Consider the following 24,554-nt stretch of genomic DNA (forward strand, 5'->3'; position numbering starts at 1 on the left):
CATGGCACCTGAGACGCAAGCGGGAGCGGCCGCAGCCGCGCTGCCGCTCCCCCCGATGAAGTGGAACGCCTGGGGCGACCCGGCCCTCGCCAAGGAGCTGTCCGCGGACATCAAGGGACTGCTCGCCGCCGCCCTCGGCGTCACCGGCGACGCCGCCCCCGGGCCGAGCGCCGCCGAGGTCGTGCTGCGCCCCACCCGGGCCACCGCCGAGGACGTCGAGGCCCTCGCCGCCGCCGTCGGCGCGGAGCACGTCAGCACCGCCAACGCCGACCGGCTGCCCCGGGCCGGCGGCAAGTCCACCCCCGACCTGCTGCGCCGCCGCAGCCGCGCGGAGCAGGACGCGCCCGACGCCGTCCTGCTGCCCGGCAGCGAGCAGGAGATCTCCGCCGTCCTCGCCGTCTGCGCCGAGCGCCGCCTCGCCGTCGTCCCGTTCGGCGGCGGCACCAGCGTGGTCGGCGGGCTCGACCCCGAGCGCGGCGGCCTGCGGGCCGTCGTCTCCCTCGACCTGCGCCGCCTCGACCGGCTCCTCGACCTGGACGAGACCTCCGGCGAGGCCGTCCTCGGCGCCGGCCTCACCGGCCCCGCCGCCGAGGCCCTGCTCGCCGAGCGCGGCTGGGAGCTCGGCCACTACCCGCAGAGCTTCCGGTACGCCACCATCGGCGGCTTCGCCGCCACCCGCTCCTCCGGCCAGGACTCGGCCGGCCACGGGCGCTTCGACGACATGGTCCGCGGCCTGCGCGTGGTCACCCCCAGCGGGACGCTCGACCTCGGCCGGGCCCCCGCCTCCGCCGCGGGCCCCGACCTGCGCCAGCTCTTCCTCGGCTCCGAGGGCACCCTCGGCGTCATCACCGCCGTGCGCCTGCGCGTGCACCCGCTGCCCGCCGTCAAGGCGTACGAGGCGTGGAGCTTCCCCGACTTCGCCACCGGGGCGGCGGCGCTGCGCGCCGTCGAGCAGCAGGGCACCGGCCCCACCGTGATCCGGCTCTCCGACGAGGCCGAGACCATGATCAACCTCGCCCTCACGGAGCAGATCGGCGGCGCCCCCGCCGTCAGCGGCTGCCTCGCCGTCACCGTCTTCGAGGGCACCGCCGAACAGGTCGCCGCCCGGCACGACCTCACCCGCGCCGTCCTGCTCGCCGCCGGTGGCACCTCGCTCGGCGAAGCGCCCGCCCGGGCCTGGGAGCACGGCCGGTTCAACGCGCCCTACCTGCGCGACTCGCTGCTCAACGCCGGCGCGCTCTGCGAGACCCTGGAGACGGCCACCGACTGGAGCCGGCTCGCCGGCCTGCGCACCGCCGTCACCGAGGCCCTCACCACCGCCCTGCCCGGCTCGCTCGTGCTGTGCCACATCTCGCACGTCTACCCGACCGGCGCCTCGCTCTACTTCACCGTCGTCTCCGCCCTCGGCGAGGACCCGCTCACCCGCTGGGGCGCCGCCAAGCAGGCCGCCGGCGACGCCATCCTCCGCGCGGGCGGCACCATCACCCACCACCACGCGGTCGGCGCCGACCACCGGCCCTGGATGACCGACGAGATCGGCGACCTCGGCGTGCGCGTCCTGCGCGCCGTCAAGGCCGAACTCGACCCGGCGGGCATCCTCAACCCCGGCAAGCTGATCCCGTGACCGCGCCGAGAACCGTCATCCGCAGGGTCACCGTTCTCACCAACCCGGCGGCGGGCACCGGCCACGCCGAACCCGCCGCCCACCGGGCCGTCGCCCGGCTGCGCGCCCTCGGCATCGAGGTCGACCCGCAGGCCGGGCGCTCCGCCGACGACGCCGTCCGCCTCGCCCGCGAGGCGGCGGCCGGCGGGGCCGACGCGGTGGCCGTGGTCGGCGGCGACGGCATGATCAACCTCGCCCTCCAGGCCCTGGCCGACACCGCCGTCCCGCTCGGCGTCATACCCGCCGGCACCGGCAACGACCACGCCCGCGAGTACGGCCTGCCCATCGGCGACCCCGAGGCCGCCGCCGACGTCATCGCCGCAGGCCGCACCCGCGCCGTCGACCTCGGCCGGATCACCGGCCCGGACGGCTCCGTGCGCTGGTACGGCTCCGTCCTCGCCAGCGGCTTCGACTCACTGGTCAGCGACCGCGCCAACCGGCTGCGCTGGCCGCGCGGCCGGATGCGCTACAACCTCGCCATCCTCGCCGAGTTCGCCAACCTGAAACCGCTGCCGTTCCGGATCACCCTCGCCGACGGCACCGTCATCGAACGCGACCTCACCCTCGCCGCCGTCGGCAACACCCGCAGCTACGGCGGCGGCATGCTGATCTGCCCCGCCGCCCTCCCCGACGACGGCCTGCTCGACGTCACCCTCGTCGACGCCATGCCCCGGCTGCGGATCGCCCGCTTCTTCCCCACCCTCTTCAAGGGCACCCACACCAGCCACCCGGAGGTCACCACCCTGCGCACCGCCTCCCTGCGGATCGAGTCCCCCGGCATCACCGCCTACGCCGACGGCGAGTTCATCACCGCCCTCCCCGCCGACGTCACGGTCCGACCCGAGGCCCTGCACCTGCTGGTGCCCTGAGGCCCCCGGAACCCCCCGGGCGGCGGCGGCCGCCCGGGGCCCACGGGCCCGTCGTCACAGATGCGCCCTGATCTGCCGGACCGGGTGGCCGAGGGCAGTGGCCAGGGCCGCCGCCTGGGCCTCGGTGAACCAGGGTCGCTCCGGGTCCCACACCTCCAGCTCGAAACGGGCGAAGCCGCACGGCCAGTCGTGGTCCAGGGCGTCCAGGGTCGTCGCCGCGCCGCAGCAGGGCACCGTCACGGCGAGCGTCGCGAAGCCGCCCTCGGCGTGCTCCTCCATCAGCTCGGACCACCACCCCAGCGGGACGGCGCCGCCGCAGTGCGGGCAGCCGATCCGCTCCAGGTTCGCGCCGCAGTCGACCAGGGTCGTGCGCTCGTGCCAGGTCGACTCCGGCTCGGCGCCGTCGTCCTCGCCGAGGAACTCGGCCGCCAGCGCCCGGGCCCGCTCGGCCGCCGCCGCGTCCGGCTGCCAGTACGGGTCGGTCGGGATCACCGACAGCACATCAGCGCTCATCGTTCGGTCCTCCCCTCCGTCCGTGGTCAGCCGACCAGCCGGCGGCGCCAGAGCAGCGGGCGTACCTCGATCGCGTCGGACGGGTCGCCGCTCCACACCGCCGGCAGGCCGACGGCCGCGAGCGCGGCCACCACCTCCCGGCCGACGGCCGCGGTGGTCGCCGCGGAGCCGTCGAAGCCCCCGTAGAGCAGGGACAGGCCGCGGCCGGCGGCGGCCGACTCGGTGCACTGGGAGTGGAAGTAGACGAAGCCCCGGGCCTCCGGCACCCCGGCCGCGCCGATCTCCGCCTCCCCGCAGGAACGGCAGCAGGCGAAGTCCTCCCGCGCCGTGATACCGCCCGCCTCCAGCGCGGCGAAGGCCCGGGCGAGGCGCTCCGGATCCGTCTCGCCGATCCAGCCGCTCTGCACGCCGACCCGCTCCAGCCAGAGCCGGTCGGCGAGTTGCTCGGCCTGGGCCCGGGAGAGCGGGCGGCGGTCGCCCGACACCAGGTACTCCTCGGCCTGCTCGGCCAGCCGGGCACGGTCGGTGTAGCCTCCGGCGAGGGTCAGCCGCAGCTGCTCCTCCAACTGCCGCCGCTCCTCGGCCGCCAGCTCCGGCGCGGGCACCGGCTCGGGCACCGGACCGAAGTCCAGCGGCGCCCAGGCCAGGCCCTCGCCCCAGCCCGGCTCGTGCCGCGCCCAGCCCGTCATCGCCGCGACCACGGCCTCCGGCCCGTCCACCCGCACCTCGAAGTGCCGGGCGGCGGAGCCGTCGCGGTGCTCCAGCGCGTAGTGGCCCCCCGCCTTGTGCCACACCTGGATGTAGACGTCCGGCAGGTCCGGTATCCGCTGCACGACGAGGAAGGTGTCGGCCCCGGCGCCGATGCGCCGGACCAACCCCGCCAGTCCGTCCGCGGTCACCCTCGGGAGCCGCTCGTCGTTCGTCTGCACCGTGATCGCCAGCATGCGGCCACCCTGGCACACCCCACTGACACCGAATCCGGCGCGCAGGTGGGGCCGCTCAGCGCCGCCGCTCGCGCAGCCAGCCGGCCAGGTACGCGACGGCCACCACCGGGTCGTCCGTCTCCAGCAGCACGGTGTTCTCCCGTCCGTGCCCTTCGAGTACGGTGAAGCCGGAGCGCCAGGCCACGATGCCGGGGATGCCCTCGGTGCCCCAGGTCCGGAAGTCCGTGGAGGCGGAGACGCTCAGGCAGGCCATCGAGGTCCACGGGAACAGCGCCCGCAGCACCGGCTCGGCCGCGGCGGCCTCGATCAACCGCCCCATCGGAACGCCTTGCTCCCCGCGCGCCGCCTCTGCCCGGGTGTGCTCGATCCGGGCCCGCCACTCCGCCGCGACCTCGGCGGCGAACGTCTCCTGGTCCACGGCGAACCATTCTGCCGGACGGCCCGGACGCCGCTGCCGGCAGCCGGACCGGCGGGCGCGGTCGCCCCCACCCGGCGCCGCGGCCTCTTCGCCCTCACACTCCCCGTGTCGCCCTGATCCGGCCCGAGGCGATCGCCTCGACCAGCTCCCGGTGGTCGGCCGCCGTCCGGTCCGCGTAGTGCAGGGCGAAGTCGGCGACGGCGTCGGCGAAGGTGTCGGCGCCGCCCAGGTAGCCGGCGACGGCGAGGCGGTCGCCGGTGCGGGCGTGGGCCCGGGCGAGGGCGCGCCCGCACAGGTCGGCGTAGGCGCGCAGGCCGGACGCGGTCATCGTGTCGACCTCCACCGAGCCCTTCATGTCGCGCAGTTGGCGGCCGTAGAAGTGCCGCCCGGCGGGGCCGGTGGTCCAGCCGAGGAAGATGTCGCTGGCGGCCTGCATCAGGTGCTGCCCGGTGACCACCCGGCGCCCGCCGTGGTGGGCGGCGACCTCGGCCTCCAGTCGGGTGGGCGGCAGGTGGTCCTCCAGCACCGACCGGCCGGCCTCCTTGAGCTGCAGGAACAGCGGGTCGCGGGTGTCCCGGCCCTCCAGCAGGACGATGTAGCAGCGGGTGCCGACGCTGCCGACGCCGACCACCTTCATCGCCGCGTCGACGAAGCGGTACCGGTCGAGCAGGACCCTCCGGTCCTCGGCGAGGGTGGCCCGGTAGTCGCTGAACACCTTGCCGACGCCGCGCAGTTCGCTCCGCTCTAGCTCCTCGACCAGCGGCGGCACACTGACGATCCGGCGCCGGCCGTCGCGCTCCTCGGTGAGCTTGCCGAAGGCCTGGAGGCTGGTGCGGCGCCGGGCGCGGTCGAGGCCGGCCTCGACCGCCTTGCGCCGCTTGGTCCTGCGGACCAGCGCCAGCAGGTCGGCGGTGTCGATCCGGCTGTACCAGACGTCGAGTTCGCCGAGGCCGGCCAGCCGGCGCATCGCCGCGGCGTAGCCCAGGACGGCGGTGCGGGCGGCGCGCCGGGCGCGGTCGTCGTCCTGGCCGCGGTCCCGGGCGGCGACCGCGATGCTGGCGGCGAGGCGTTTGACGTCCCACTCGAAGGGCCCGGGGTGGGTCTCGTCGAAGTCGTTGACGTCGAAGAGCAGCGCGCGTTCCGGCGAGGCGTACACCCCGAAGTTCAACAGGTGGGCGTCGCCGCAGAGTTGGACGGTCAGCCCGGTGTCGGGGACGGCCCCGAGGTCGGCGGCCATCACGGCGGCGGCGCCGCGCAGGTAGCCGAACGGGCTGTCGGCCATCCGCCCGTAGCGGATCGGCAGCAGCCGGGCGACCCGGTCCGCGCCCTGGGCCTCCAGCAGGCTGAGCGGGTCGGGCCGGTCCGCGGCCGGGATCCACCGGCCGTGCTCGGAGCGGGAGACCCGTTCACGGGCGGCCCGGCCGGTACGGCGGCGTTCGGCGGGGGTGGTCATGCGGCGGCTCCGTCCGTCACCCGGCGGCCGCACCCGTCGGCGCGGCGCTGGGACCAGCGTGCCGGAGGGCGCGGCGCGCGCCCTCCGGCACTGGGCCGAACGGAGGAGCGGAACGAACCGGGGGGAACAGGGACACCCCGGCGGGGCGGGGCGGGCTCAGCCCACCGTGAAGTCCGCCATCATCGCCATGTCCTCGTGCTCCAGGTTGTGGCAGTGCAGCATGTACGTCCCCGCGTAGTCGCCGAACCGCACCAGCACCTCCACCGTCTCGGCCGGCCGCAGGTCCACGGTGTCCTTCCAGCCCGCGTCCCACGGGCCCGGGCCCTTGCCGTTGCGCGCGACCACCTGGAAGGGGTCGAGGTGGACGTGCACGGGGTGGTGCACGTCGGTGGAGAAGCGCCAGCGCTCGACCCGGCCGAGGGCGGGGGCGGCGAGGCTGCGCCCGGGCTCGTACGGGTCGCCGTTGATCGTCCAGCCGTCGCCGCCGCTGCGCCGGAAGGCGAAGTCGCGGGTGGCGACGACCGCGGCCGGGTCCAACTGCTCGACGGTGGACAGCTTGTCGGGCACCGTGGCGCCGTCGTCCACCGCCCGGGAGGAGACGTCGAAGCGCATCACCTCGGTGGTCCGCCCGCTGCCGAAGCGGTTGACCAGGCGGACCTGGGTGCCCGGCTGGTAGCGGGAGAAGTCGACGACCACGTCGAAGCGCTCGGCGGGGGCGATCTCGATCCCGTCGTGGGTGACCGGGGCGGCGAGCAGTCCGCCGTCGGAGCCGATCTGGACCAGCGCGTCGCCGCCGGCGGGCTGCGGGTCCAGTTCGAGCCGGTAGAGCCGGCAGTTGGAGGCGTTGAGCAGGCGGAGCCGGTAGTGCGCGCGGTCGACGTCCAGGCGCGGCCACGGGGCGCCGTTGACCAGGATGACGTCGCCGAGGACGCCGTTCATGAAGTCGTTGGTGACGCCCGGCTTGGTCGACGAGGCGTCCGCGGCCGGGTACTTGAAGGAGCCGTCGGCGGCGAAGGAGCGGTCGGCGAGCATCAGCGGGAGGTCGCGTTCGCCGCGGGGCAGCGGCAGGGCGGCCTCCTCGTCGTCCTGGACGAGGTGGAACCCGGCCAGGCCGCGCCAGACGCCGGGGCCGGTGAAGCCCATCCGGTGGTCGTGGTACCAGAGGGTGGCTGCGCGCTGCTTGCCCGGGTAGGTGTGGGTGCGCTCGCCGACCAGGGTGTGGCCGCTCATGTGCCGCATCCCCGCCATGCCGTCCATCGCCGAGGCGGCGGAGGCGGAGTCGGGGGAGCCGACCGGCAGCAGCAGGTCGACCGGGTAGCCGTCGCTGTCGGCCGGGGTGTGCCCGCCGTGCAGGTGGACCACCGAGGGCACCGGCAGCTGGTTGCGGTGCCTGACCACCGCGGCCCGGCCGGAGCGGGTGACCACCGTCGGACCGGGGAAGGTCCCGCCGTAGGTCCAGGCCTCGGTCCGCACCCCGGGCAGGATCTCCAGCTTCGCGACCTGCTGGGTGATCTCGTAGTGGTCGCCGCCGTCGTCGCTGCGCACCGGCTGGAGCACGGCCGGCACCGGCAGCGGGACCTGGAAGGCCGCGGGCAGTGCCAGGTCGCTGCCGAGCAGCCGCCCGGGGCGGCCCTCCGCGAACAGGTACGCCGCCGACGGCACGGCGACGGCGGCCACCGCGCCCGCACCGAGCACCGAGGCGCCGAGGCCGAGGAACCGGCGGCGGTTCACCGCTCCACCGCCACCGGCCCGCCGGGGCGCGGCAGCCGTCCGCCGCCGTCCGGGCCCGGCTCGGGCAGGGCCGCCCGGGCGGGCAGCGGCAGCCGCCAGGCGCCGACCAGGCCGAACAGGATGCCGCTGACCAGCAGCACGCCGAGGGTGACGTGCAGCCCGATCGACCGGGCGTAGCCCGCGCCGATCTGGCCGGTCACGGCGACGGCGAGCAGGGCGGTGGTCCACAGCGGCCAGCGCGGCCCGCCGCCGGGCCGGAGCACCAGCGCGGCCGCCACCAGCTGGAGCACCACCACGGTGGCCAGCAGCATGGCGTTGTCCTCGTGGTCCTTGAGGGAGTCGTAGGTGCCGTTGAGGAAGCTGCCGGCGAGCATGGCCTGGAGCAGGGCCAGCAGCGCCAGCGTGGTGGCGGTGGCGCGCAGGAGGACCAGCGGCCAACGGGGCGCGGGGGCGGCAGGAGGACTGCTCATGGGGTGGCTACTCTCTGCTTCGACGGCTCGGGCGGGGCGGGCGAGAGCGTAGCTGATCTCACCTCACAAACGGCCGCACCCAAGGGTTTTGGGCAGGTCAGCCGCGCCTTTGCACCGGTTCACCCGAGGTTTGTCACCCGTTCGGGCGATCCGCTCGTACGGCCCGCCCCGGCCCCCCGGTCCGCCCCGGCCCGCCGCCCACGTCGAACCGCCGTCCGCGCCCACCCGGCGCCTGCACCCACCCGACGCCTACACCGGGTCGGCGGCGATCCCGAGGTAGGCGGCGCGCAGGTCGGCGAGCAGCGGGTGGTCCGGGTCGAAGGCGGTGCCGTCGACGGCGGCGAGCGGCCGCAGGCCGACGCCCGCGTTCAGCGCGAAGGCCGCGTCGAAGCGCGCCAGCTCGTCGACGCGGACCGGCTCGCGGGACCGCGGACCGTCGTACGCACCGCTCAGCAGCGCCTCGGTGACGCCGGGCAGCGCGGGGCCGGCGGGCAGCACCAGCCGCTCCCCCGCCAGGAAGGCGACGTTCCAGGTCGCCCCCTCGGTCACCAGGCCGTCCCCGTCGGTCAGCAACACGTCGTCGTAGCCCGCGAGTTGGGCCGCACGGCGGTGGTGCACCAGGCCGAACAGGCCGACGTGCTTCACCGCCGGCAGCTCCCGCCGGTGGGCCACCGTGCGCACCCGTAGCGGGGCCGGTTGCGCGGCGCCGACCGGGCGGGCGGTCACCAGCAGGACGGGGGCGGCCGGGGCGGCGGGGCGTTCCAGGCCGAGCGCCGGGTCGTAGCAGGTCACCCGGACGATCCCCGGCCCGCCGTCGGGCGGCAGCGCCGCACGGATCCGCTCCCGGACCACCGCCCGGTCCAGCTCGGCGGCGAACAGCACCCGGCAGTCCCGGACCAGCCGGTCCAGGTGCAGCTCCAGACCGCGGACGGCGCCCGCCTCGACCCGCAGGGTGGTGAAGTGCCCGTAGTTGAGCAGTCCCAGCGCGGCGAGCCGCGCCGGGTCCGCGGGCGCGCCGTCGATCTCGATCTCAGCCATCCCCCGAGTCTGCCAGCCGCGGCGACACCAGCGGTGGCGCCTCCGGCAGCACCACCGGGCGGTACGGGCCGGCCACGGCACGGCCCGCCGCCCGCTCGGTCCGCTCGAACTCCTCGATCCTGGCCGCCAGGCCCTCCGGCTCGCCCGCCTCCGCCCAGCGCCAGGCCTCCGCCCACCACTGCGGCCCGCGCACCAGCGGCCGGCCCGCCAGCGCCAGGTACAGCGCCAGCGTCGACCGGGCGTACTCGTGCACCCAGCCGTCACAGCCCCGGTAGTGCGCCGTCTCGTCCAGCCGCAGCCAGCGGCCCTCCTGCCCGGCGGCCAGTATCGGCACCCAGCCGCGCTGCCGGTCCGCGACCAGCAGGAGCAGCCGTCCGTCCTCCTCCCGCACCCGGTGCGAGGGGAGTTGGGGCATCCGGGCGAACGACAGCGAGCGCTTCCAGCCCACCACCCACAGCCCGCGGCGCAGGTAGTAGCGGACCGCCGACTGCCAGCCCCAGTGCGCCTCCAGCCGGAAGCCCGGCAGGCCCTCGGCGGTGGCCGCCGCGTACACCTCGTCCAGCGCGGCGGCGGCCAGCCCCTGCCCGCGCGCCTGCGGCCGCAGGTAGAGGGAGGACACCGCGAGCTGGCTCGGGCCCTTGGTCCAGTTGTCCACCGCGACCGTCCCGGCGACCTCGCCCCGCGCATCCAGGATCCAGTACCGGCGCCGGTACAGCTCACCGCCCGGCCAGTCCCGGCCGCTCTCCCCCAGCCGCTCCCGCCAGGCCCGTTCGGCGGGCAGGTCCAGCCCGTCCGGGTCCACCAGCTCGCCCGGACCGCCCTCCAGCAGGGACGCCAAGTCCCAACGGGCGAAGCGCCGTTCCTCCCCGTCGGCGACGGCCCGCAACCGCACCCCCGCCGCCAACCGGTCCTGCGCCCGCTCGACCGCCGCATCCCACGACCTCACCACGGGGGCCACCCTAGCGGCCCTCCGGGCACGACCCGTAATCCATCGGCCACCGAACGTCAGCCCGACCGCGCGGCGGGGCCGAGGCCCAGGGCGCAGGGGGTGGAGCGGCCGGAGTCACCCGGCCGGGCGGCGGGTCGCCCCGCCCGGCGCCGCGCTGGTGGTCCGGACGGCCCGGCCCGACGGGGCGGGGGTGCCCGACGGGGCGGGGGTGCCCGACGGGGCGGGCGCGGCCGCCGGGGTCCTGGGCGGGCGGGTGAGGGCGACGGCGGCGATCACCAGGACGCCGCCCGCCAGGGCGTTCCAGCCGACCGGCTCGGCGAGCAGGGCGGCGCCCAGCGCGGTGGACCAGAGCGGCATGACGTAGGTGACGGCGGAGGCCACGGCCGTCCCGGCGGTGCGGACCAGGCCGAGGTTCAGCAGGTACGCGAGCCCGGTGCCGAGCGCGCCGAGCACCAGCAGGGCGGTGGCCGCCGACCCGCCCGGCCAGTGCGGGGCGCCGGCGGCGAGCGGGGCGACCAGGGCCAGTTCGGCGGTGGCGCAGGTGATCTGGACGGCGGAGAGGGTGGTGACCGACTCCGGGCGGCCGGACAGGAAGCGGCGCAGGTAGGCGAAGCCCGCGCCGTAGCAGCAGGCGGCGGCCAGGCAGGCGAGGGCGCCGGCGCCCGCCCCCGGGCCGAGGCCGCGCCACACCCCGAGCACGGTGAGCACGCCGACGAAGCCGAGCCCGAGGCCGGCCAGCCGACGGGCGCCCGGGTGGCGCTCCTCGGGGACGGTGAGCACCGTGAACAGCAGGGTGAACAGCGGGGTGGTCGCGTTCAGCACTCCGGCGAGCACCGAGCTCACCCTGGTCTCGCCGAACGAGAACAGCGTGAACGGCACCGTGTTGAGCAGCACCGCGACGACTGCCGAGTGGCCCCACAGGGCCCGGTCGCGCGGGGCCCGCTCGCCGCGCAGCAGCAGGACCGCCCAGAGCGTGGCGGCGCCCAGCAGGCTGCGCCACAGCGCCACCCACACCGGCGGCACCCCCGCGTCGACCGCCACCTTGATCAGGGCGAAGCTGGCGCCCCAGATCGCCGACAGTGCCACGAAGCCCGGCCACCAGCGCCGCACCCCGACCACCTCCCCGTCCGTTCCCGTGTCCGCCGCGCGGCCCGTTCCCGCGTTCTGGACAGAGGGTGGCCCACCGACGGAACATGAGTCCAACAAGTGACGATGCATGAGGGATAAGGAAGTCTCATGGCACCGGAGGTCAACCTGGCCCAGCTCAGGGCGCTGGTCGCGGTCGCCGACACCGGCGGCTTCGGCGCGGCCGCCGACGAACTGGGCATCAGCCAGTCCGCCGTCTCGCACGCCGTCGCCGCCCTGGAACGCGCGCTCGGCGCCCCCGTGCTGCGGCGCGGCGCTCCCTGCCGCCCCACCCCGCTCGGCGAGCAGGTGCTGCCGCACGCCCGCACCGCCGTCGCCTCCGCGGCGGCCGTCCGCACCATCGCGACCCGGCACTGCGGCGGCCTCACCGGCACCGTGCGGCTGGCCGCGCCGACCACCGTCTGCCAGGCCCTGCTGCCCGGGCTGCTGCGGGACTGGAAGGCGGCGCACCCCCAGGTCACCGTGCGGGTCTTCGAGGGCGAGGACGTCGAACTGACCACGTGGCTGGAGGCGGGCACGGTGGACGCCGCCGTCCTGGTCGACGCCGGGCCGCTGCCGCCCGGCGCGGTCGCGCTCGGCGCTGACTCGATGCACGCGCTGCTGCGCCGGGACCACCCGCTGGCCGGCCGGCCGACCGTCCACGTCGGCGAGTTGGAGGACGACGACTTCCTGCTCTCGGAGGGCGGCTGCGAGCGCCACATCCGGGAGGCCTACCGGCGGGCCGGCACCCGCTTCACGCCCCGGCACCGGATCCGCGACCTCAACACCCTGATCGGCATGGTCCACGCGGGCGTCGGCGTCTCGGTGATGCCCGCGCTGGCCGTGACCATGCTGCCGCCGGAGTGCGTCCTGGTGCCGATCCGGCCCGCCGTGCACCGCACCCTCACCCTCACCGGGCCGACCGGGCGCCCCTGGTCCCCGGCGGTCGGCGGGCTGCTCGCCGGGGTGCGGGCCGGCCTGCTCCCGACGGTGGCCGCACCGGCCTGAGCGAACCCGGCCCGAGCGAACCCGGCAGGGCCGCTCAACCCCGCAGCCGCACCCGGTCGAGGACCACCCCGACCACGCGGTCCGCGGGCACCGCGCCCCACAGCCGGGAGTCGGTGCTGAAATCCGGGTTGTCGCCCAGCAGCACCACGTGCCCGCCCGGCACGGTGCCGGCCGGGAGCACCGGGCGGACCGGCGGCGGCACCGGCTCCCCGGGCAGCGCGGCCAGCCGCTTCACCAGCAGCCGGGCGGGCCGGGCAGCCGCCGGGCCGTCACCCGCCGGACCACCGCCCACCGGGCCGTCACCCGCCGGGCCGCCACCCCTGGCGGCGAGCCCGGCCGGGGCGACCACCACGATCCGCCCCGCCCGCAGCCGGGCCAGGCCGCGCCGCAGGACCAGGACCCGCTGCCCGGGCCGCAGCGCCGGGCTCATGCTCGGCCCCGCCACCACGACCACGGACAGCGCGGTGCGCAGCAGCACCAGTCCGGCCGCCGCGGCGGCGAGCCCCGCGAGGGCGAGCACCAGGAACAGCCGCATCGCTCCGCCTCCTCCGGTCAGCCGGCCGACGGGGCCGCTACGGCGGCGTCCTGGTAGCCGGACGCCTGCAGCGTGAACAGTTCCGCGTACGGGCCGCCGCGCGCCATCAGCGCCCGGTGCGTCCCCTCCTCGACCACCCGCCCCGCGCCGAGCACCACGATCAGGTCGGCCTCGCGCACCGTGCTCAGCCGGTGCGAGATCACCAGGCTGCCGGTGTCGCGGCGCAACTCCCGCAGGTTGTCGTGGAGTTCCTGTTCGGCGGCGGCGTCGAGCCCGGCGCTGGGTTCGTCCAGGATCATCAGGTCGGCGTCGCGTCGCATGAACGCCCGTGCCACGGCGAGCCGTTGCCACTCCCCGCCGGAGAGGGAGCGGCCCCAGCCGGCGTCCGTCCCCTCCGGCAGGAAGATCCGGCTGAGCAGGGCGCCGTAGCCGCCGTCGAGGCGCTGCACGCGCTCGTGGATGCCGGCCGCGCGGGCGGCGGCGGTGATCCGGTCCGGGTCGTCGAGGTGGGCGAGCCGGCCGAGGCCGATGTTCTCGCCCGCCGTCAGGTCGTAGCGGCAGTAGTCCTGGAAGACGACGCCGATCCGCTGCCGGTACTCCTCGGGCGGGAAGGCGCGGATGTCGACGCCGTCCCAGAGGATCCGGCCGCGGTCCGGGTCGTAGAGCCGGCACAGCAGCTTGACCAGGGTGCTCTTGCCCGCGCCGTTGAGGCCGACCAGGGCGGTGACGGCGCCGGCCCGCAGGGTCAGGTTCACGCCCCGCAGGATCCACGGCGCGTCCTGGTGGTAGCGGAACCAGACGTCCTGGAACTCGACGGTGCCGGTGAGCGCGCCGGGCGTGCGCGGGTCGGCGGCCGGGGTGAGGTCGGGCGGGGCCTGGCCGAGCGCCCGGTAGTGGTCGAAGGTGAGGGCGGCCTGGTAGGCGGAGGCGCCGCCGGCGGCGAGCTGGCCGACGCCGGTCTGGATGCCGGCCACCGCGGCCAGGCACATCGAGACCTGGCCGAGGGAGAGTTCGCCGTGCCGGGCGGCGCGCACCGCCCACAGCAGGCCGAGCGCGTAGACGCCGACGCCGAGCAGCGAGGCGGGCAGCCGGCGGGCGAGGTTCTGCCGGTCGGTCCGCTCCTCCGCGCCGTTGACGGCCAGCAGTTCGCGCCGGGCGCGCCCGCGCAGGAAGTCCTGGAGGCCGAAGAGCCTGATCTCCTTCACCGCGTCGACGTCGGCGATCAGGCTGCCGTAGAAGGACTGGCGGCGGCTGCGGGCCATGGTCTCGCCGAGGACGGCGGCCCGGCGGCGCCCGGCCGCCAGCTGGCTGCGCACCAGGGGCAGGGTGAGCAGCAGGGTGAGCAGGCCGAGCAGCGGGCCGACGACGAAGACGGTGCCGAGGAAGCCGAGCACGGTGATCAGCGCCTGGAGGCTGCCGAAGGCCGCGCCGACCAGGATGTCCGGGGCGGCGCCGCCGGCCTGCTGGGCGAGCCGCAGGCGGTCCTGGAACCGCGGGTCCTCGAAGGGGCGCAGCCCGGGCAGCCGGTTGACGGCCTGGAACAGCTCCTCCTGCACCCGCAGCCGGATCGCCCGCCCGGAGCGGGCGCGGGTGTACTCGCTGAGTGCGGGGGCGAGCGCCAGGCCGAGACCGGCCGCGATCAGCAGCAGGCAGGTGCCGGTCAGTGAGCCGGCGGCCGGGCCGGGGGTCGGGCCGGGCGGCGAGCCGGGGGCGGCGCCGCCGAGCTGGTCGAACAGCCGGCTCACCAGCAGGGCGGCGACGGCGGGCAGCAGACCGGCCGTCACCCCGCAGAGCAGGGAGAGCAGCAGGGCCGCCCGGCCGGAGCGCCAGGCCAGTGCGCAGGCGGCCAGGGCCGAGCGCAGGGCCCGGCCGGCCCCGGGCGGCTCGGCCCCGGGGTCGGCGGACCAGGGGGTGCTCATCGCGCGGCGGTCGGGAGGACGAGCTCGCCCGGGGCGAGGTGGTTGGTGATCCGGCCGTCGGCGGAGACGTCGACGTAGCTGGGCCAGCGGACGATTCCGAACGCCTCGGCGGTGGAGCCGGGCTGGGCTCCGGCGGGCTCCACCACCACCCGGGCCACCGGCTCCAGCAGGGTGCGCAGTTCGGCGACCACCGGGCCGCTGCCCTTGACCACGGCCAGGACCTGCCCGCGGCCGCCGGGGAAACCGGTGACCGCCTTGACGAAGTCGGGGGCCTGCTCCAGACAGGGTCCGCAGCTGCCGGAGAAGAAGCCGACCACCGCCGGCGCCCCGGCGAGGTCCGCCCGGGTGACTTCTCCGTCCGTTTCCGAAACCGCCCGGAATTCCGGTACCGGGGTGCCGTCGGGAAGTCGGTTCTCGGGCATGGAAACACCGACCCGGACATTTCCGAAGGAGGTCGACGAACCGTTGTTGTTGATTTTCCGGGCGAGCGCCAGGGTCAGCATCAGATTGACCAGGGAAATGCCGCCGATGAGGACGATGAAAAGCGTGGACATGACGGTTTCGCGCCTCGTTCCGGATTGCGGGGATGCGGGGAGGTGGTGACTCGGTGCGGCGGCTCAGCGGGCCGTGGAGAAGAGCTCGATCAGGGTGTCCGTGGCGATGATCAGGGCGCTCAGGAAGCCGGCGGCCAGCAGCACCACCGCCGCCCCGGCCGTGCCCGGACCGCTGCCGGGGTCGGGTGCGGCGCCCGCGACGAGGCCCGCCGCGGCGACGGCGAGCAGCACCAGGTTGCGCGCCACGTGCGCCCGGGTGACGGGTACGCCGGAGGCCCCGAAGCAGGGGCAGGAGACGTCGGCGCCCTGCCGCAGCAGCCGGACCAGCACGGCGGCGAAGAGCGCGATCAGTCCGCCGGTCGCGGCGAAGGCCCAGCTGGTGACGGGTGCGGGCACCCAGACCAGCAGGGCGAGGAGGGCCTCGGCGAGCGGTACGCCGATCGCCGCGGCGCCGGTCAGCCGGGGTGGCAGGACGGCCATCGCGCGCAGCGCGGACCGGAAGTCGCGGCGGGCGCGGAGCTTGGCCCAGGCGGATCGGGCGAACACCACCGCGATGACGGCGCGGCAGCCGAGCAAGAGGTATGCGGTCATGACTCCCCCTCCGCCGGTGCCCCCGCCGACGCAGGGCGGGGACACCGGCGGCCGTGTGTCAGCCGGCCGGATCAGTCGGCCGAGCCGGTCGGGTCAGCAGCCGCCCACGATCGCGTAGGTGATGCAGCTGGGGGCGACGGCACAGTTCCAGGAGCAGCACTCCCGGACGTAGAGCGTCTCGCCGACGCAGTTGGTGGTGGTGCCGGCCGGGCACTGGCAATACGCGTCGGCGGCCTGCGCCTTGCGTCCGCCGGAAACCGCCCGGTCGACCAGGTTGAGAATCGCCTGAACCATTTTTTCCTCCGCTCGGGAAGGTGGACTGGAGAGGCTGTGCGGTTACCCACGAGATCTCGTGGTCCGAAAGCTAACCGACCGTTCGAGAACCTGTCTAGACCAAATTCGAGGATCATCGAGCTTTGATCCGGACGAGCCGATTCCCTTTCCGCGGCCCCGCTCCGCCGCCGTCGCGCCTCCGCCACACCCGCGCCCGCCCCCCGCCCGACCGGGCCCTCGACCGGACCCTTGACCGACCCTCCGGGAAAGGTCTATACCAGTGGGAGCTCTGGGCAACCACCCCACGCCCCGGGACAGTTCGGCCTGCCCGCGCCACCCCCACCTCCGGCGCGCACGGGCCCTCCCCCACGCATGCCTCCCGGAAAGGCCCCCCGATGCACCGCGTACTTCCCCCACAGCCACGCACCGCACCGACCACCCGCAGATCCCGGGCCGCCCTCGCCGTGGCCGGCGTGCTCGGCCTGGTCGCCGGCGGCTTCGCCGCCCTGGCCGGCACCGGCCCGGCCTCCGCCTCCACCACCGGCACCACCGCCGCCGGCCTGGGCAGCAACTGGTACGCCTCGGCGCCGTACCTGATGCCCGAGGACAACAGCCCGCCGGACGCCGCCGCCGTGATGGACGCCACCGGCCAGAAGGCCTTCCAGCTGGCCTTCGTCCTCGCCCAGGGCAACAGCTGTTCGCCCGCCTGGGGCGGCACCTCCTCGATCGACTCCGACACCGCCATGCCCGCCGTCATCCAGACCGTCCGCGGCAAGGGCGGGGACGTCTCGGTGTCGGTCGGCGGGTACGGCGGCACCAAGCTCGGCCAGGTCTGCGGCACCCCGGAGGCGACCGCGGCCGGGTACCAGCAGGTCATCACCAAGTACGGCCTCAAGGCGATCGACTTCGACCTGGAGGAGCCGGAGTACGAGAACACCGCCGCCATCCACAACGAGATCGGCGCGGCCCGGATCCTCCAGCAGAACAACCCCGGCCTGTACGTCTCGATCACCACGGCCGGGACCAACGCCGGCACCGGCTGGTTCGGCACCCAGATGCTCAACGAGGCCAAGTCGCAGGGCTTCACGCCGAACAACTACTCGATCATGCCGTTCGACGGCGGCTTCAACGGCGCCGCGGCGCAGACCGACGCGCTGGTGAAGTTCAACCAGATCCTGCAGACCACCTTCGGCTGGAGCGAGGCCACCGCGTACGCCCACGAGGGCGTGTCGATGATGAACGGCCGCACCGACGCCGCCGAGTACTTCCGCCAGGCCGACTTCCAGAGCGTGCTGGACTTCGCCACCGCGCACGGCCTGGCCCGCTACACCTTCTGGTCGGTGAACCGGGACCGCCAGTGCACCGGGCCGGTGGACCCGGGCCTGTCCGGCTCCTGCTCCAGCGTGGCGCAGAGCGACTGGGACTTCACCAAGTACACCGTGAAGTTCGCCGGGGCGACCCCGCCCACCACCCCGCCGACCACGCCCCCGACCACCCCGCCCACCGGCCCGGGCACGCCGACCGGCAGCCCCACCGGCAACCCGGGCACCTGCACCGCCCCGGCGTGGAGCGCGAGCACCACGTACACCGCGGGCGCCAAGGTCTCGTACAACGGCCACGCCTACCACGCCAAGTGGTGGACGCTGAACGAGGTGCCGAGCGCCAGCGGCCAGTGGGGCGTCTGGGGCGACGACGGCCCCTGCTGACCCCGCCGGAACAGCGGTGAGGGGCGGGCGTCCTGGACGCCCGCCCCTCTTCCGGTACTTCTGGTACCGGTGACGCCCCGGCTCAGTCGCCCGCGATCCGCCCCCGCAGCTCGGCGAGCACCCGCGGCGCCTCGGTCAGGCCGGCCGCCTCGGCGCGGGCGATCGCCGCGGTCAGCCGCTGCACCGCGGCCTTCGGGCGGTCGAGGTCGCCGCCCTCGATCAGCGCGGCCAGCCGGACCGACTCGGCCCGCAGCGACTCCGGCTGCGGCGCCCCGGCCGGTTCACCCTGCTCGCCGTAGACCTCGACGGCCCGCTCGGCCTCGGCGAGCGCCTCCTCGAAGCGGTCGGCGACGGCCAGGCAGCGCGCCCGGGCGTAGTGCGAACCGCCGCGCAGGTACCAGGCGGTGTACTGCTGCCCGCGCCGCTCGGCGGCCTCGCCCAGCGCGTCGGCCTCGGCCAGCAGGGCGAGCGCGGCGTCCAGCCACTCCGGGCCGCCCCGCTCGCACACCGTGAGCTGGGCCAACTCCCTCAGGGTCGAGGCCAGTTGGTCGACCTGCGGAGCCTCCTCGTGCGCCTCCCGGGCCCGCCCGAGGGCGGCCTCGGCGGCGTCCCAGCTGCCCGCCCGGGCCAGCGTCAGGGCCGCCTCGCAGGCGACCATGGTGTGGGTCTCCTGGTCCTCCCAGTCGGCGACCAGCTCGGCCAGCCGCAGGTACTCCTCGGCGGCGTCCCGGTACTCCTCCAGCTCGACCAGGCCCCGGGCGAGGTCCAGCCGGGCCTGGGCGACCATCCGGGCGTCCAGGCCGGCGGTCGAGGCCGAGGCGTCCAGGACGGACTCCAGCACGGCCACCGCGTCGGCGTCCCGGCCGGTGCCGCGCAGCACGTCGGCGAGCTGCAGCCGTACCCGGGCGGCGTCCTCGACCACCCCGTCCCCCAGCCGGTCGAAGCGCGCGGCGGCCTCGGACAGCGCCCGGACCGCCCCGCCGAAGTCCTCGACCTGCATGGCCGCGTGGCCGAGCAGCATGTACGTCGGCGCGTACGGGTAGGCGTCGTCGCCCCAGCGCACGGCCTCGGCCAGCGCCCGGTGGAACACCTCGACCGCCTCGCCGGGCTCGCCGCCCTGGAGCAGCACCTGGCCGAGCAGGCCGAGCACCCGCGGGGTGTGCCAGGGCAGTTCGGCCGCCTCCAACTGGGCCAGCACCTCGCGCAGTTCGGCCGCCGCCTCGGCCGACCGGCCCTGCCGGGCGGCGGCGTCGGCGAGGTACTGCCGGGAGGTCGCGGCCCGGCGGGCCGAGCCCAGCTCGACGGCCGCGCGCCGGTAGCCGCCGACGGCCGCCTCGAAGCGCGCGGTCGTCCCGGCGGACGGCTCGGGCAGCGCCTCGACCAGGTCGTGGTGGGCGGCGTAGGCGAGCGACTGCAGGACGATCAGGCGGTCGTCGTCCGTCATGTCGCCCATGGCGTGCAGCTCCTCGGCCCGGGCCGACGCGGCGTCCAGCGCCGGCCAGTCGGCCACCGCGCCCTCGACCTCGCCGAGTTCGACGATCAGCGTCCGGGTGCGGACCATCAGGGCCGGGCCGGGCAGCCCGGCCCGCTCGAACAGTTCGGCGGCCGCCAGCAGGCCGGCCGCGCCCTCGGCGTGGTCGTCCCGTTGCAGCGCCTCGTGGGCCCGCTGCTCGGCGAGTTCGGCGCGCAGCCGCTCCGGGCCGCCGAGTTCGGCGTGCTCCGGGTGGGTGAAGTCCGCGGCGGCGGCCCGCTCGGAGACCCGCTTCCACAGCCGGTCGCCGTCCGGGTGGCCGAGCAGCTCCAGCTCGCGGGCGCGCAGCACCAGGGCGGCGAAGTCCTCCGGTACGGCCTCGACGGTGCGCCGCGGCGCGGGGGCCACGGCCGGGGCCGCGCCCGCCAACTCCGGTGCGGCGACCGCCCGTACGCCCAGTGCCAGCGGCTCGGCCAGCAGCGGCCGGACGGCCAGCCGGGCCCGCCGGGCGGCGCCGACCGTGTCGGTGCCGTTGCGGGCGTCGAAGCGGGCGGCCAGGGCGTCGGCCTCGGTGCGCAGGTGGGCGAGCAGGGTGTCGACCGTCCAGCCGCGGCCGGCCGGGCCGCTGACCGCGAGCTCGCCGTGGCCGGCCGCGGCCAGGGCGGCGATCAGCACCTCGACGCCGGTCAGGAAGTCCAGCCGGGCGCCGGGCTCACCGGTGACCGCGAACAGGTCGCGGTTCTCGGCGAGCAGCTCCAGCCCGCGCGGCTCGTTGCCGGACAGCGCGCAGAACTCGATGTGCCGGGCCACCGCCGCCAGCATGGAGGCCTTGCCGCGGGCCGCGCGGTAGCCGGCGAGGTGGGTGGAGCGGGCCTCGTCGAGGCGGCCCAGGCGCAGCAGCGGCAGCAGCGCGACGGACTGGCTGAGGCAGGGCTCCTCGGCGCAGCTGCTGCGGCCGCTCAGCACCGGGACGAGGGTCTCCAGGGCGCGGGCGTCCTCGCCGAGGTCGAGGAAGTGCCGGGCGCGGGCGCGGGTCTCGCAAGCGTGGCAGTTGCTCAGCTCGGTGCGCGGGCGGGCCGTCCACAGCTCGTAGGCGTCCTGGACCCCCACGCCGGTGTGCCGGGCCAGGTGGTAGCGCTGGGCGTAGTACGGCTGGAGGCCGTGGCCGGCCGCCCGGTAGCGGTCGCGCAGTTCGGTGAGCCAGCGCTCGACGGCGGGCAGCGGGACGTCCGGATTGTCCCGCAGCGAGCCGGCCACCCACTTGAAGCGCCAGAACACCTGCTGCGCGGCCCAGTCGCCGAAGCCGTCCGGGTCCTGGTCCCACAGCTTGAGGATGCGGGCGAAGACGACCGGGCTCTTGTTGCTCTCGCCGTCGTACTCGTAGGCCTCCATGAGTTCGAGCAGGGCCATCGAGCGGACCTCGGTGTCCTCGAACTGCTCGGCGGCGTCGACGAGTTCCTCGGCCGTGACGGTGCGGGTGCGGCCGTACGGGCGGGCGTCGTTCTCGCGCAGCGCGGCCATCACCGCGCCGGGGGTGTCCAGCATCACGCCCCCTTCGGGCCGTCGTGGTCCGGGCCAGCCGCCTCGTGGCCGAGCATCGCGTGGTCGAGCAGGCTGATGAACGAACGGTTCAGCAGCGCGGACTCGCTGGCCTTGAGCGGGCGGCGGGTCATCAGCACGGCCTGCCCGTACAGCGCCTCCACGGCGGTGACGGCCAGGTCGTGGTCGGTGACGCCGGCGGCGCGGCGCACCAGCGGGTTGAGGTGGTTCAGCACCAGCTGGGCGCGGGGCGCCTCGGCGCGCAGCGAGCCCAGGATGTCCGCCCACAACCCGTCGGCCTCGTCGGCGAGTTGGGCGCGGGTGCGCTCGTGCCGGGCCTCCCGGTTGTCGAGCAGCAGGGCGGGTGCGTTGGTCGGGTGGAAGCTGCGCAGGGCGACGTCGCAGTCGAACCGGCCGACCACCTCGCGGGCGATCGCCAGGAAGGTGGCGGCGGCCAGTTCGGCGGCCGGGTCGACGGTGTCCAGGTGCGCGGTGACGGTGCCCGGGTCGAGGTCGGAGACGGAGACGCCGGGGCGTATCTCGGGCAGCCGGTGGACCAGGTCCCGGTCGTAGGTGTAGCCGCCGTTGACCACGCCGAGCCCGGCCGCGCCGGCGACCGGGGCGACCTGGCGGAACTCCTCGACCGTACGGGTCACCAGCACCACCGGGTGGCTGCGGGCGAACTCGTCCAGGGTGACGTTGCCGTCGGTGGTCTCGAACGGCAGCCAGGGCAGCATCATCCGCAGCAACTCGTCGTCGTAGCGGGCGAGTTCCTTGACGGCCAGGTGGTGCACGGAGAGGAAGCGGTGCAGCAGCGCCGGGTCGCTCGCGGACAGGCCGGTGAGCCAGTCGCGGATCCGGGCGCCGAGCGCGTCGCGGACGGCGGCCAGCGTCTCGTCGGCGTACAGGCCCTCGCGCGAGGCGGTCGGGCGCAGCCCGTCGGTGTCCACCACGCAGCGGACGAAGAACGCCCAGTCCGGCAGCAGTTCGTCGGCCTGGTCGGAGAGCAGCATGCCCTTGAGGTGCACCCGGTGGCCGTGGCGGCGCGAGGGCGGGGCGGCGTCGGGCAGCACGTACGCGACGCCGCGCAGGCCGACCAGCGGGAGGTCCAGCTCGATGGTGTCGAGCGGGACGAAGTCGAAGGTGCTCCGGCAGTACTCGGCGAGCGCGTCGCGCCGGGCCAGCGGGGAGCCGTGCCGCTCGGCCCACGGCGGGGTGCGGTTGACCGCGTGCTCGGTGCCGTTGGCGTCGATCACGGTGACGTCGTGGCGCAGCAGGCTGCCGAAGTCCCGGGCCAGGGTGAGCACCCGGGCGGGGCGGGTCCACTCGGCGGCGTCGGCGCGCGGGGCGAGGGTGACGGTGGTGCCCGGCTCGGGCTTGGCCGAGGCGGGCAGGGTGCGGATGGTGTAGCTGCCGTCGGACAGGCCGCGCCACTCGATCACCGGCGCGTCCGGGCTGCCCGCGTGCCGGGTGACCACGGTGATCTCGTCGGCGACCACGAAGCAGGCCAGCAGGCCGATGCCGAACTGGCCGATGAAGTCGCCGCGGGCCCGGGCCAGGCCGTCGCCGTCCAGCCCGCCGTCGGCGTCGCGCTTGGAGCTGCGGCCGATGGTGGCGAGGAAGGTGTGGACGTCCTGCTCGGTCAGGCCGATGCCGGTGTCGGTGACGGACAGCTCGTCGTCGGCCCGGACGGTGATGGCGGCCGGCGCCCCGGGGTCGACGGCGCGGCGGGCGGAGATCGCGTCCACCGCGTTCTGCAGCAGCTCGCGCAGGTAGACCCGCGGGCTGGAGTAGAGGTGGTGGGAGAGCAGGTCCACCAGGCCGCGCAGGTCCACCTGGAAGGTGTGCGCACTCGTCGGGTTGTCGGTTGGGGACACCGGAGGCTCTTTCGGTCGCGGAATGCGGAAGGGGTGACGTACGGGGGGCGCGGGTCAGTACGCGGCGCAGCGGTCCCGGTGGGCGCGGAAGGCCTTGACCGGGTCGCCGGCCAGGTAGTGCCAGGGCGACTCGGTGACCGTGCCGTCCAGCGCGTCGAACAGCAGCCGCGCCGTCTTGCGCTGGTCGGCGAGCGAGAAGGCCATCGCGAAGGTGTTGAAGCTCGACTGCCAGCCGCGGTCCGGGACGAAGTCCGGGTGGAGGACGGAGCGGAACGCGGCCTCCTGCAACTCGGCCACCACGGCGGGGCCGGACAGGTAGGCGTGGTCCTCGCCGTCCGGCAGGTCCAGCCAGCGCTCCAGGTGGGCGAGCGCCACCAGCTCGCCCAGCGGGCTGCCCTCGGGGGCGGCCAGCATCGAGGAGCGGGCGAACCCGTGCATGGCGTCGTGCGAGCCGCCCCACTTGGCGGACAGCTGCTGCAGGCGCTGGCGGTGCGAGCCCGGGTGCCCCGGCGCCCGGCGCACCGCCGCCTCGAAGCGGGCGGTGGCGACCTCCTCGCCGAGCGAGGCGCCGCGCGCGCTGATCTGCAGGAAGAACCAGGGGGCGAGCCAGCCGGGCTCCCGCTCGGCGACCTCCAGCAGCTGCTCCTCGGCGACGTCCAGCCGCTGGTGGAACAGCTTCCACTGCTCCTCGCCGACGTGCTTGGCCCGGGCGCCGCTGCGCGCCTCCCAGGCCCAGGTGACGTGCCGGGCGCCGGAGAGCAGCAGCGGCAGCGCGTCGCCGGGGGCGTCCGCCACCGCGCGGGCCGTCCACTGCTCGACCCCGGCGACGTCGGAGACCGCGCCGACCAGGAAGGTCAGCTCGGCGCCGGTCGCGGCGGCCAGCGCGGGGCGCAGCGCCGTCCAGTCCCCGGCGGCGGCCTGCCCGAGCAGCAGCCGCACGGACTCGTCGCCGAACGCCGGGTCGAGCCGCGGCGCCGACCCCGGGCCGGCGGCCGGCCCGGACGCCGCCGAGGCGGCCCGCCGGCCCAGCCCGAACCCGAACCCGCGCCCACCGGCGCGGTCCTGCGCGCCGGGCTCGCCCTCCCCGCCCGAGCGGCGTCGGAACAGCGGCATGTGTGTGGCCCCCTCGAACATCATCGGCATCAATCGCACGGCCGCACAGTGACCGCCCCAGGTGAGTACATATCACGGCCGACCGACATCCGTTTGCCCAGCCCAGCGCCGCCCGGAGCCGGGGGCGCCGGAGCCCGGGAACGGGTGACATCTTGCTGCCTGACAGTTTTCTGACAGCGGGCTGGGTGCCGTCGGCGCCGACGATCCGTCAGGCTGGGTCACGTGCACGCCATTCGCTTCCACCTCCGCGCCCCGGACCGCCCCGACCGCCCGGCCCCGCACCCGCCCTCCCCCGAGGCCGTCCGGGACGGGCTGACCCGCGGCCTGCCCGCCGGGGCCCGGATCGAGCACACCCGGATCCTGGTCGGACCGGACGCGGTGGACGGCGTCGCCTTCGTCCTCGCCGACGGCCTGCTCGCCGCCGAGGCCGCCCTCACCGCCGCCTGCGCCGCCGCGACCGGCCCGACCGGCCCGCTGGCCGGCTGGCTGGTGCCCCACTGCGCCCTGGACACCCTGCTCGCCCTGGGGCGTGTCTGACGATTCCCGCCGGGCGCGCGACGCCGGGGCACGCACCTCGCCGCGTTGTCGTGGGGCCGGGGGTGGCTCGTGAGACCCGGGCCGGGGCCGTTCGTGTGCAGGGGGGTCGCTATCTTGAGGGTTCACGGACAGCCGTAAGGGAGTGGGCGCATGGGGATGGGTGGTCGGCGGGTCACCGTCGTGGTGGCGGCCGGAGTGTTGGCCGGGGTGCTGGCGGGGTGTTCGTCCGGAGGGTCGGAGGCGGCCAAGGGGGCTGCG

General features: G+C 75.9%; 22 protein-coding genes. 5 read left to right on the forward strand and 17 right to left on the reverse strand.

What is annotated here, in order from left to right; all coding sequences use genetic code 11:
* The first annotated feature begins 1 nt into the window (after window position 1).
* Window positions 2-1,624 carry an FAD-binding oxidoreductase gene (locus ACFC1T_RS31650; RefSeq protein WP_375894220.1) on the forward strand — a complete coding sequence of 541 codons (1,623 nt, stop codon included), beginning with the start codon at window positions 2-4 and terminating at the stop codon, window positions 1,622-1,624.
* Entirely contained in the window at window positions 1,621-2,532 is a 912-nt protein-coding gene (locus ACFC1T_RS31655; RefSeq protein ID WP_375894223.1) for a diacylglycerol kinase, read from the forward strand. The genes ACFC1T_RS31650 and ACFC1T_RS31655 overlap by 4 nt, the downstream gene beginning before the upstream one ends.
* A 54-nt stretch (window positions 2,533-2,586) precedes the next feature.
* Here the strand turns inward: ACFC1T_RS31655 and ACFC1T_RS31660 are convergent, their stop codons facing one another.
* From ACFC1T_RS31660 to ACFC1T_RS31700, 9 genes are all read right to left on the reverse strand, one after another.
* Window positions 2,587-3,045, reverse strand: a complete 459-nt coding sequence (locus ACFC1T_RS31660; RefSeq protein WP_375894226.1) for a hypothetical protein — start codon at window positions 3,043-3,045, stop codon at window positions 2,587-2,589.
* A gap of 26 nt (window positions 3,046-3,071) precedes the next feature.
* Window positions 3,072-3,989 (reverse strand): DUF6891 domain-containing protein, encoded by a 918-nt coding sequence (locus tag ACFC1T_RS31665; protein WP_375894229.1) that lies wholly within the window; start codon window positions 3,987-3,989, stop codon window positions 3,072-3,074.
* 55 nt (window positions 3,990-4,044) lie between these two features.
* The gene (locus ACFC1T_RS31670; RefSeq protein ID WP_375894232.1) at window positions 4,045-4,407 is read right to left on the reverse strand and encodes a DUF6193 family natural product biosynthesis protein; all 363 of its coding nucleotides are present in this window, start codon (window positions 4,405-4,407) and stop codon (window positions 4,045-4,047) included.
* A gap of 94 nt (window positions 4,408-4,501) precedes the next feature.
* A complete protein-coding gene (locus ACFC1T_RS31675; protein WP_375894234.1) occupies window positions 4,502-5,860 on the reverse strand; it encodes a DUF2252 domain-containing protein in 1,359 nt (452 codons plus the stop codon).
* A gap of 156 nt (window positions 5,861-6,016) precedes the next feature.
* A complete protein-coding gene (locus tag ACFC1T_RS31680; protein ID WP_375894237.1) occupies window positions 6,017-7,591 on the reverse strand; it encodes a multicopper oxidase family protein in 1,575 nt (524 codons plus the stop codon).
* On the reverse strand, window positions 7,588-8,061 hold the full coding sequence (locus tag ACFC1T_RS31685) for a hypothetical protein (RefSeq protein WP_375894240.1): 474 nt from the start codon (window positions 8,059-8,061) through the stop codon (window positions 7,588-7,590). Before ACFC1T_RS31685 ends, ACFC1T_RS31680 begins: the two co-directional genes overlap by 4 nt.
* 249 nt (window positions 8,062-8,310) lie before the next feature.
* Complete coding sequence (locus ACFC1T_RS31690; protein ID WP_375894243.1) at window positions 8,311-9,099, reverse strand: aminotransferase class IV; 789 nt, start codon at window positions 9,097-9,099, stop codon at window positions 8,311-8,313.
* Window positions 9,092-10,048: a GNAT family N-acetyltransferase gene (locus tag ACFC1T_RS31695; RefSeq protein WP_375894246.1), complete on the reverse strand. Its 957-nt coding sequence runs from the start codon at window positions 10,046-10,048 to the stop codon at window positions 9,092-9,094. The genes ACFC1T_RS31690 and ACFC1T_RS31695 overlap by 8 nt, the downstream gene beginning before the upstream one ends.
* A 114-nt stretch (window positions 10,049-10,162) precedes the next feature.
* Window positions 10,163-11,158, reverse strand: a complete 996-nt coding sequence (locus tag ACFC1T_RS31700; protein WP_375894249.1) for a DMT family transporter — start codon at window positions 11,156-11,158, stop codon at window positions 10,163-10,165.
* A gap of 126 nt (window positions 11,159-11,284) precedes the next feature.
* Here ACFC1T_RS31700 and ACFC1T_RS31705 point away from each other — a divergent pair, with 126 nt between their 5' ends.
* Window positions 11,285-12,181: a LysR family transcriptional regulator gene (locus ACFC1T_RS31705; protein ID WP_375894252.1), complete on the forward strand. Its 897-nt coding sequence runs from the start codon at window positions 11,285-11,287 to the stop codon at window positions 12,179-12,181.
* Between the two features lie 34 nt (window positions 12,182-12,215).
* Here the strand turns inward: ACFC1T_RS31705 and ACFC1T_RS31710 are convergent, their stop codons facing one another.
* From ACFC1T_RS31710 to ACFC1T_RS31730, 5 genes are all read right to left on the reverse strand, one after another.
* Entirely contained in the window at window positions 12,216-12,716 is a 501-nt protein-coding gene (locus tag ACFC1T_RS31710; protein WP_375894255.1) for a S26 family signal peptidase, read from the reverse strand.
* 17 nt (window positions 12,717-12,733) lie between these two features.
* A complete protein-coding gene (locus ACFC1T_RS31715; RefSeq protein ID WP_375894258.1) occupies window positions 12,734-14,635 on the reverse strand; it encodes an ABC transporter ATP-binding protein in 1,902 nt (633 codons plus the stop codon).
* Window positions 14,632-15,189 carry a TlpA family protein disulfide reductase gene (locus tag ACFC1T_RS31720; RefSeq protein ID WP_375894260.1) on the reverse strand — a complete coding sequence of 186 codons (558 nt, stop codon included), beginning with the start codon at window positions 15,187-15,189 and terminating at the stop codon, window positions 14,632-14,634. Before ACFC1T_RS31720 ends, ACFC1T_RS31715 begins: the two co-directional genes overlap by 4 nt.
* A 63-nt stretch (window positions 15,190-15,252) precedes the next feature.
* Window positions 15,253-15,780, reverse strand: a complete 528-nt coding sequence (locus ACFC1T_RS31725; protein WP_375894263.1) for a MauE/DoxX family redox-associated membrane protein — start codon at window positions 15,778-15,780, stop codon at window positions 15,253-15,255.
* 93 nt (window positions 15,781-15,873) lie between these two features.
* Window positions 15,874-16,074, reverse strand: a complete 201-nt coding sequence (locus tag ACFC1T_RS31730) for a hypothetical protein (RefSeq protein ID WP_375894266.1) — start codon at window positions 16,072-16,074, stop codon at window positions 15,874-15,876.
* 374 nt (window positions 16,075-16,448) lie between these two features.
* On the opposite strand from ACFC1T_RS31730, the gene ACFC1T_RS31735 reads away from it, so the two are divergent.
* Window positions 16,449-17,759, forward strand: coding sequence for a carbohydrate-binding protein (locus tag ACFC1T_RS31735; protein ID WP_375894269.1), 1,311 nt, complete (start codon window positions 16,449-16,451; stop codon window positions 17,757-17,759).
* A gap of 82 nt (window positions 17,760-17,841) precedes the next feature.
* Here the strand turns inward: ACFC1T_RS31735 and ACFC1T_RS31740 are convergent, their stop codons facing one another.
* The 3 genes from ACFC1T_RS31740 to ACFC1T_RS31750 are packed head-to-tail and all read right to left on the reverse strand — an operon-like array spanning window position 17,842 to window position 23,759.
* Window positions 17,842-20,775, reverse strand: a complete 2,934-nt coding sequence (locus ACFC1T_RS31740; RefSeq protein WP_375894272.1) for a hypothetical protein — start codon at window positions 20,773-20,775, stop codon at window positions 17,842-17,844.
* Window positions 20,775-22,646, reverse strand: a complete 1,872-nt coding sequence (locus tag ACFC1T_RS31745; protein ID WP_375894275.1) for an HSP90 family protein — start codon at window positions 22,644-22,646, stop codon at window positions 20,775-20,777. The genes ACFC1T_RS31740 and ACFC1T_RS31745 overlap by 1 nt, the downstream gene beginning before the upstream one ends.
* A gap of 54 nt (window positions 22,647-22,700) precedes the next feature.
* Window positions 22,701-23,759 carry a hypothetical protein gene (locus ACFC1T_RS31750; RefSeq protein WP_375894278.1) on the reverse strand — a complete coding sequence of 353 codons (1,059 nt, stop codon included), beginning with the start codon at window positions 23,757-23,759 and terminating at the stop codon, window positions 22,701-22,703.
* Window positions 23,760-23,981: 222 nt separating this feature from the next.
* Between ACFC1T_RS31750 and ACFC1T_RS31755 the strand changes: the two genes are divergently transcribed.
* Window positions 23,982-24,296, forward strand: coding sequence for a hypothetical protein (locus tag ACFC1T_RS31755; protein ID WP_375894280.1), 315 nt, complete (start codon window positions 23,982-23,984; stop codon window positions 24,294-24,296).
* The last annotated feature ends 258 nt before the right edge of the window (window positions 24,297-24,554 follow it).

The organism is Kitasatospora sp. NPDC056076 (assembly GCF_042266305.1).
In the GTDB taxonomy this organism is placed as follows: Bacteria; Actinomycetota; Actinomycetes; order Streptomycetales; family Streptomycetaceae; genus Kitasatospora.

Excerpts from the sequence above, each read along its gene's own strand:
- ACFC1T_RS31650 (WP_375894220.1), top strand. The coding sequence starts at position 2 with ATGGCACCTGAGACGCAAGCGGGAGCGGCCGCAGCCGCGCTGCCGCTC.
- ACFC1T_RS31660 (WP_375894226.1), bottom strand. The coding sequence starts at position 3,045 with ATGAGCGCTGATGTGCTGTCGGTGATCCCGACCGACCCGTACTGGCAG.
- ACFC1T_RS31665 (WP_375894229.1), bottom strand. The coding sequence starts at position 3,989 with ATGCTGGCGATCACGGTGCAGACGAACGACGAGCGGCTCCCGAGGGTG.
- ACFC1T_RS31675 (WP_375894234.1), bottom strand. The coding sequence starts at position 5,860 with ATGACCACCCCCGCCGAACGCCGCCGTACCGGCCGGGCCGCCCGTGAA.
- ACFC1T_RS31685 (WP_375894240.1), bottom strand. The coding sequence starts at position 8,061 with ATGAGCAGTCCTCCTGCCGCCCCCGCGCCCCGTTGGCCGCTGGTCCTC.
- ACFC1T_RS31690 (WP_375894243.1), bottom strand. The coding sequence starts at position 9,099 with ATGGCTGAGATCGAGATCGACGGCGCGCCCGCGGACCCGGCGCGGCTC.
- ACFC1T_RS31705 (WP_375894252.1), top strand. The coding sequence starts at position 11,285 with ATGGCACCGGAGGTCAACCTGGCCCAGCTCAGGGCGCTGGTCGCGGTC.
- ACFC1T_RS31710 (WP_375894255.1), bottom strand. The coding sequence starts at position 12,716 with ATGCGGCTGTTCCTGGTGCTCGCCCTCGCGGGGCTCGCCGCCGCGGCG.
- ACFC1T_RS31715 (WP_375894258.1), bottom strand. The coding sequence starts at position 14,635 with ATGAGCACCCCCTGGTCCGCCGACCCCGGGGCCGAGCCGCCCGGGGCC.
- ACFC1T_RS31720 (WP_375894260.1), bottom strand. The coding sequence starts at position 15,189 with ATGTCCACGCTTTTCATCGTCCTCATCGGCGGCATTTCCCTGGTCAAT.
- ACFC1T_RS31725 (WP_375894263.1), bottom strand. The coding sequence starts at position 15,780 with ATGACCGCATACCTCTTGCTCGGCTGCCGCGCCGTCATCGCGGTGGTG.
- ACFC1T_RS31730 (WP_375894266.1), bottom strand. The coding sequence starts at position 16,074 with ATGGTTCAGGCGATTCTCAACCTGGTCGACCGGGCGGTTTCCGGCGGA.
- ACFC1T_RS31735 (WP_375894269.1), top strand. The coding sequence starts at position 16,449 with ATGCACCGCGTACTTCCCCCACAGCCACGCACCGCACCGACCACCCGC.
- ACFC1T_RS31740 (WP_375894272.1), bottom strand. The coding sequence starts at position 20,775 with ATGCTGGACACCCCCGGCGCGGTGATGGCCGCGCTGCGCGAGAACGAC.
- ACFC1T_RS31750 (WP_375894278.1), bottom strand. The coding sequence starts at position 23,759 with ATGCCGCTGTTCCGACGCCGCTCGGGCGGGGAGGGCGAGCCCGGCGCG.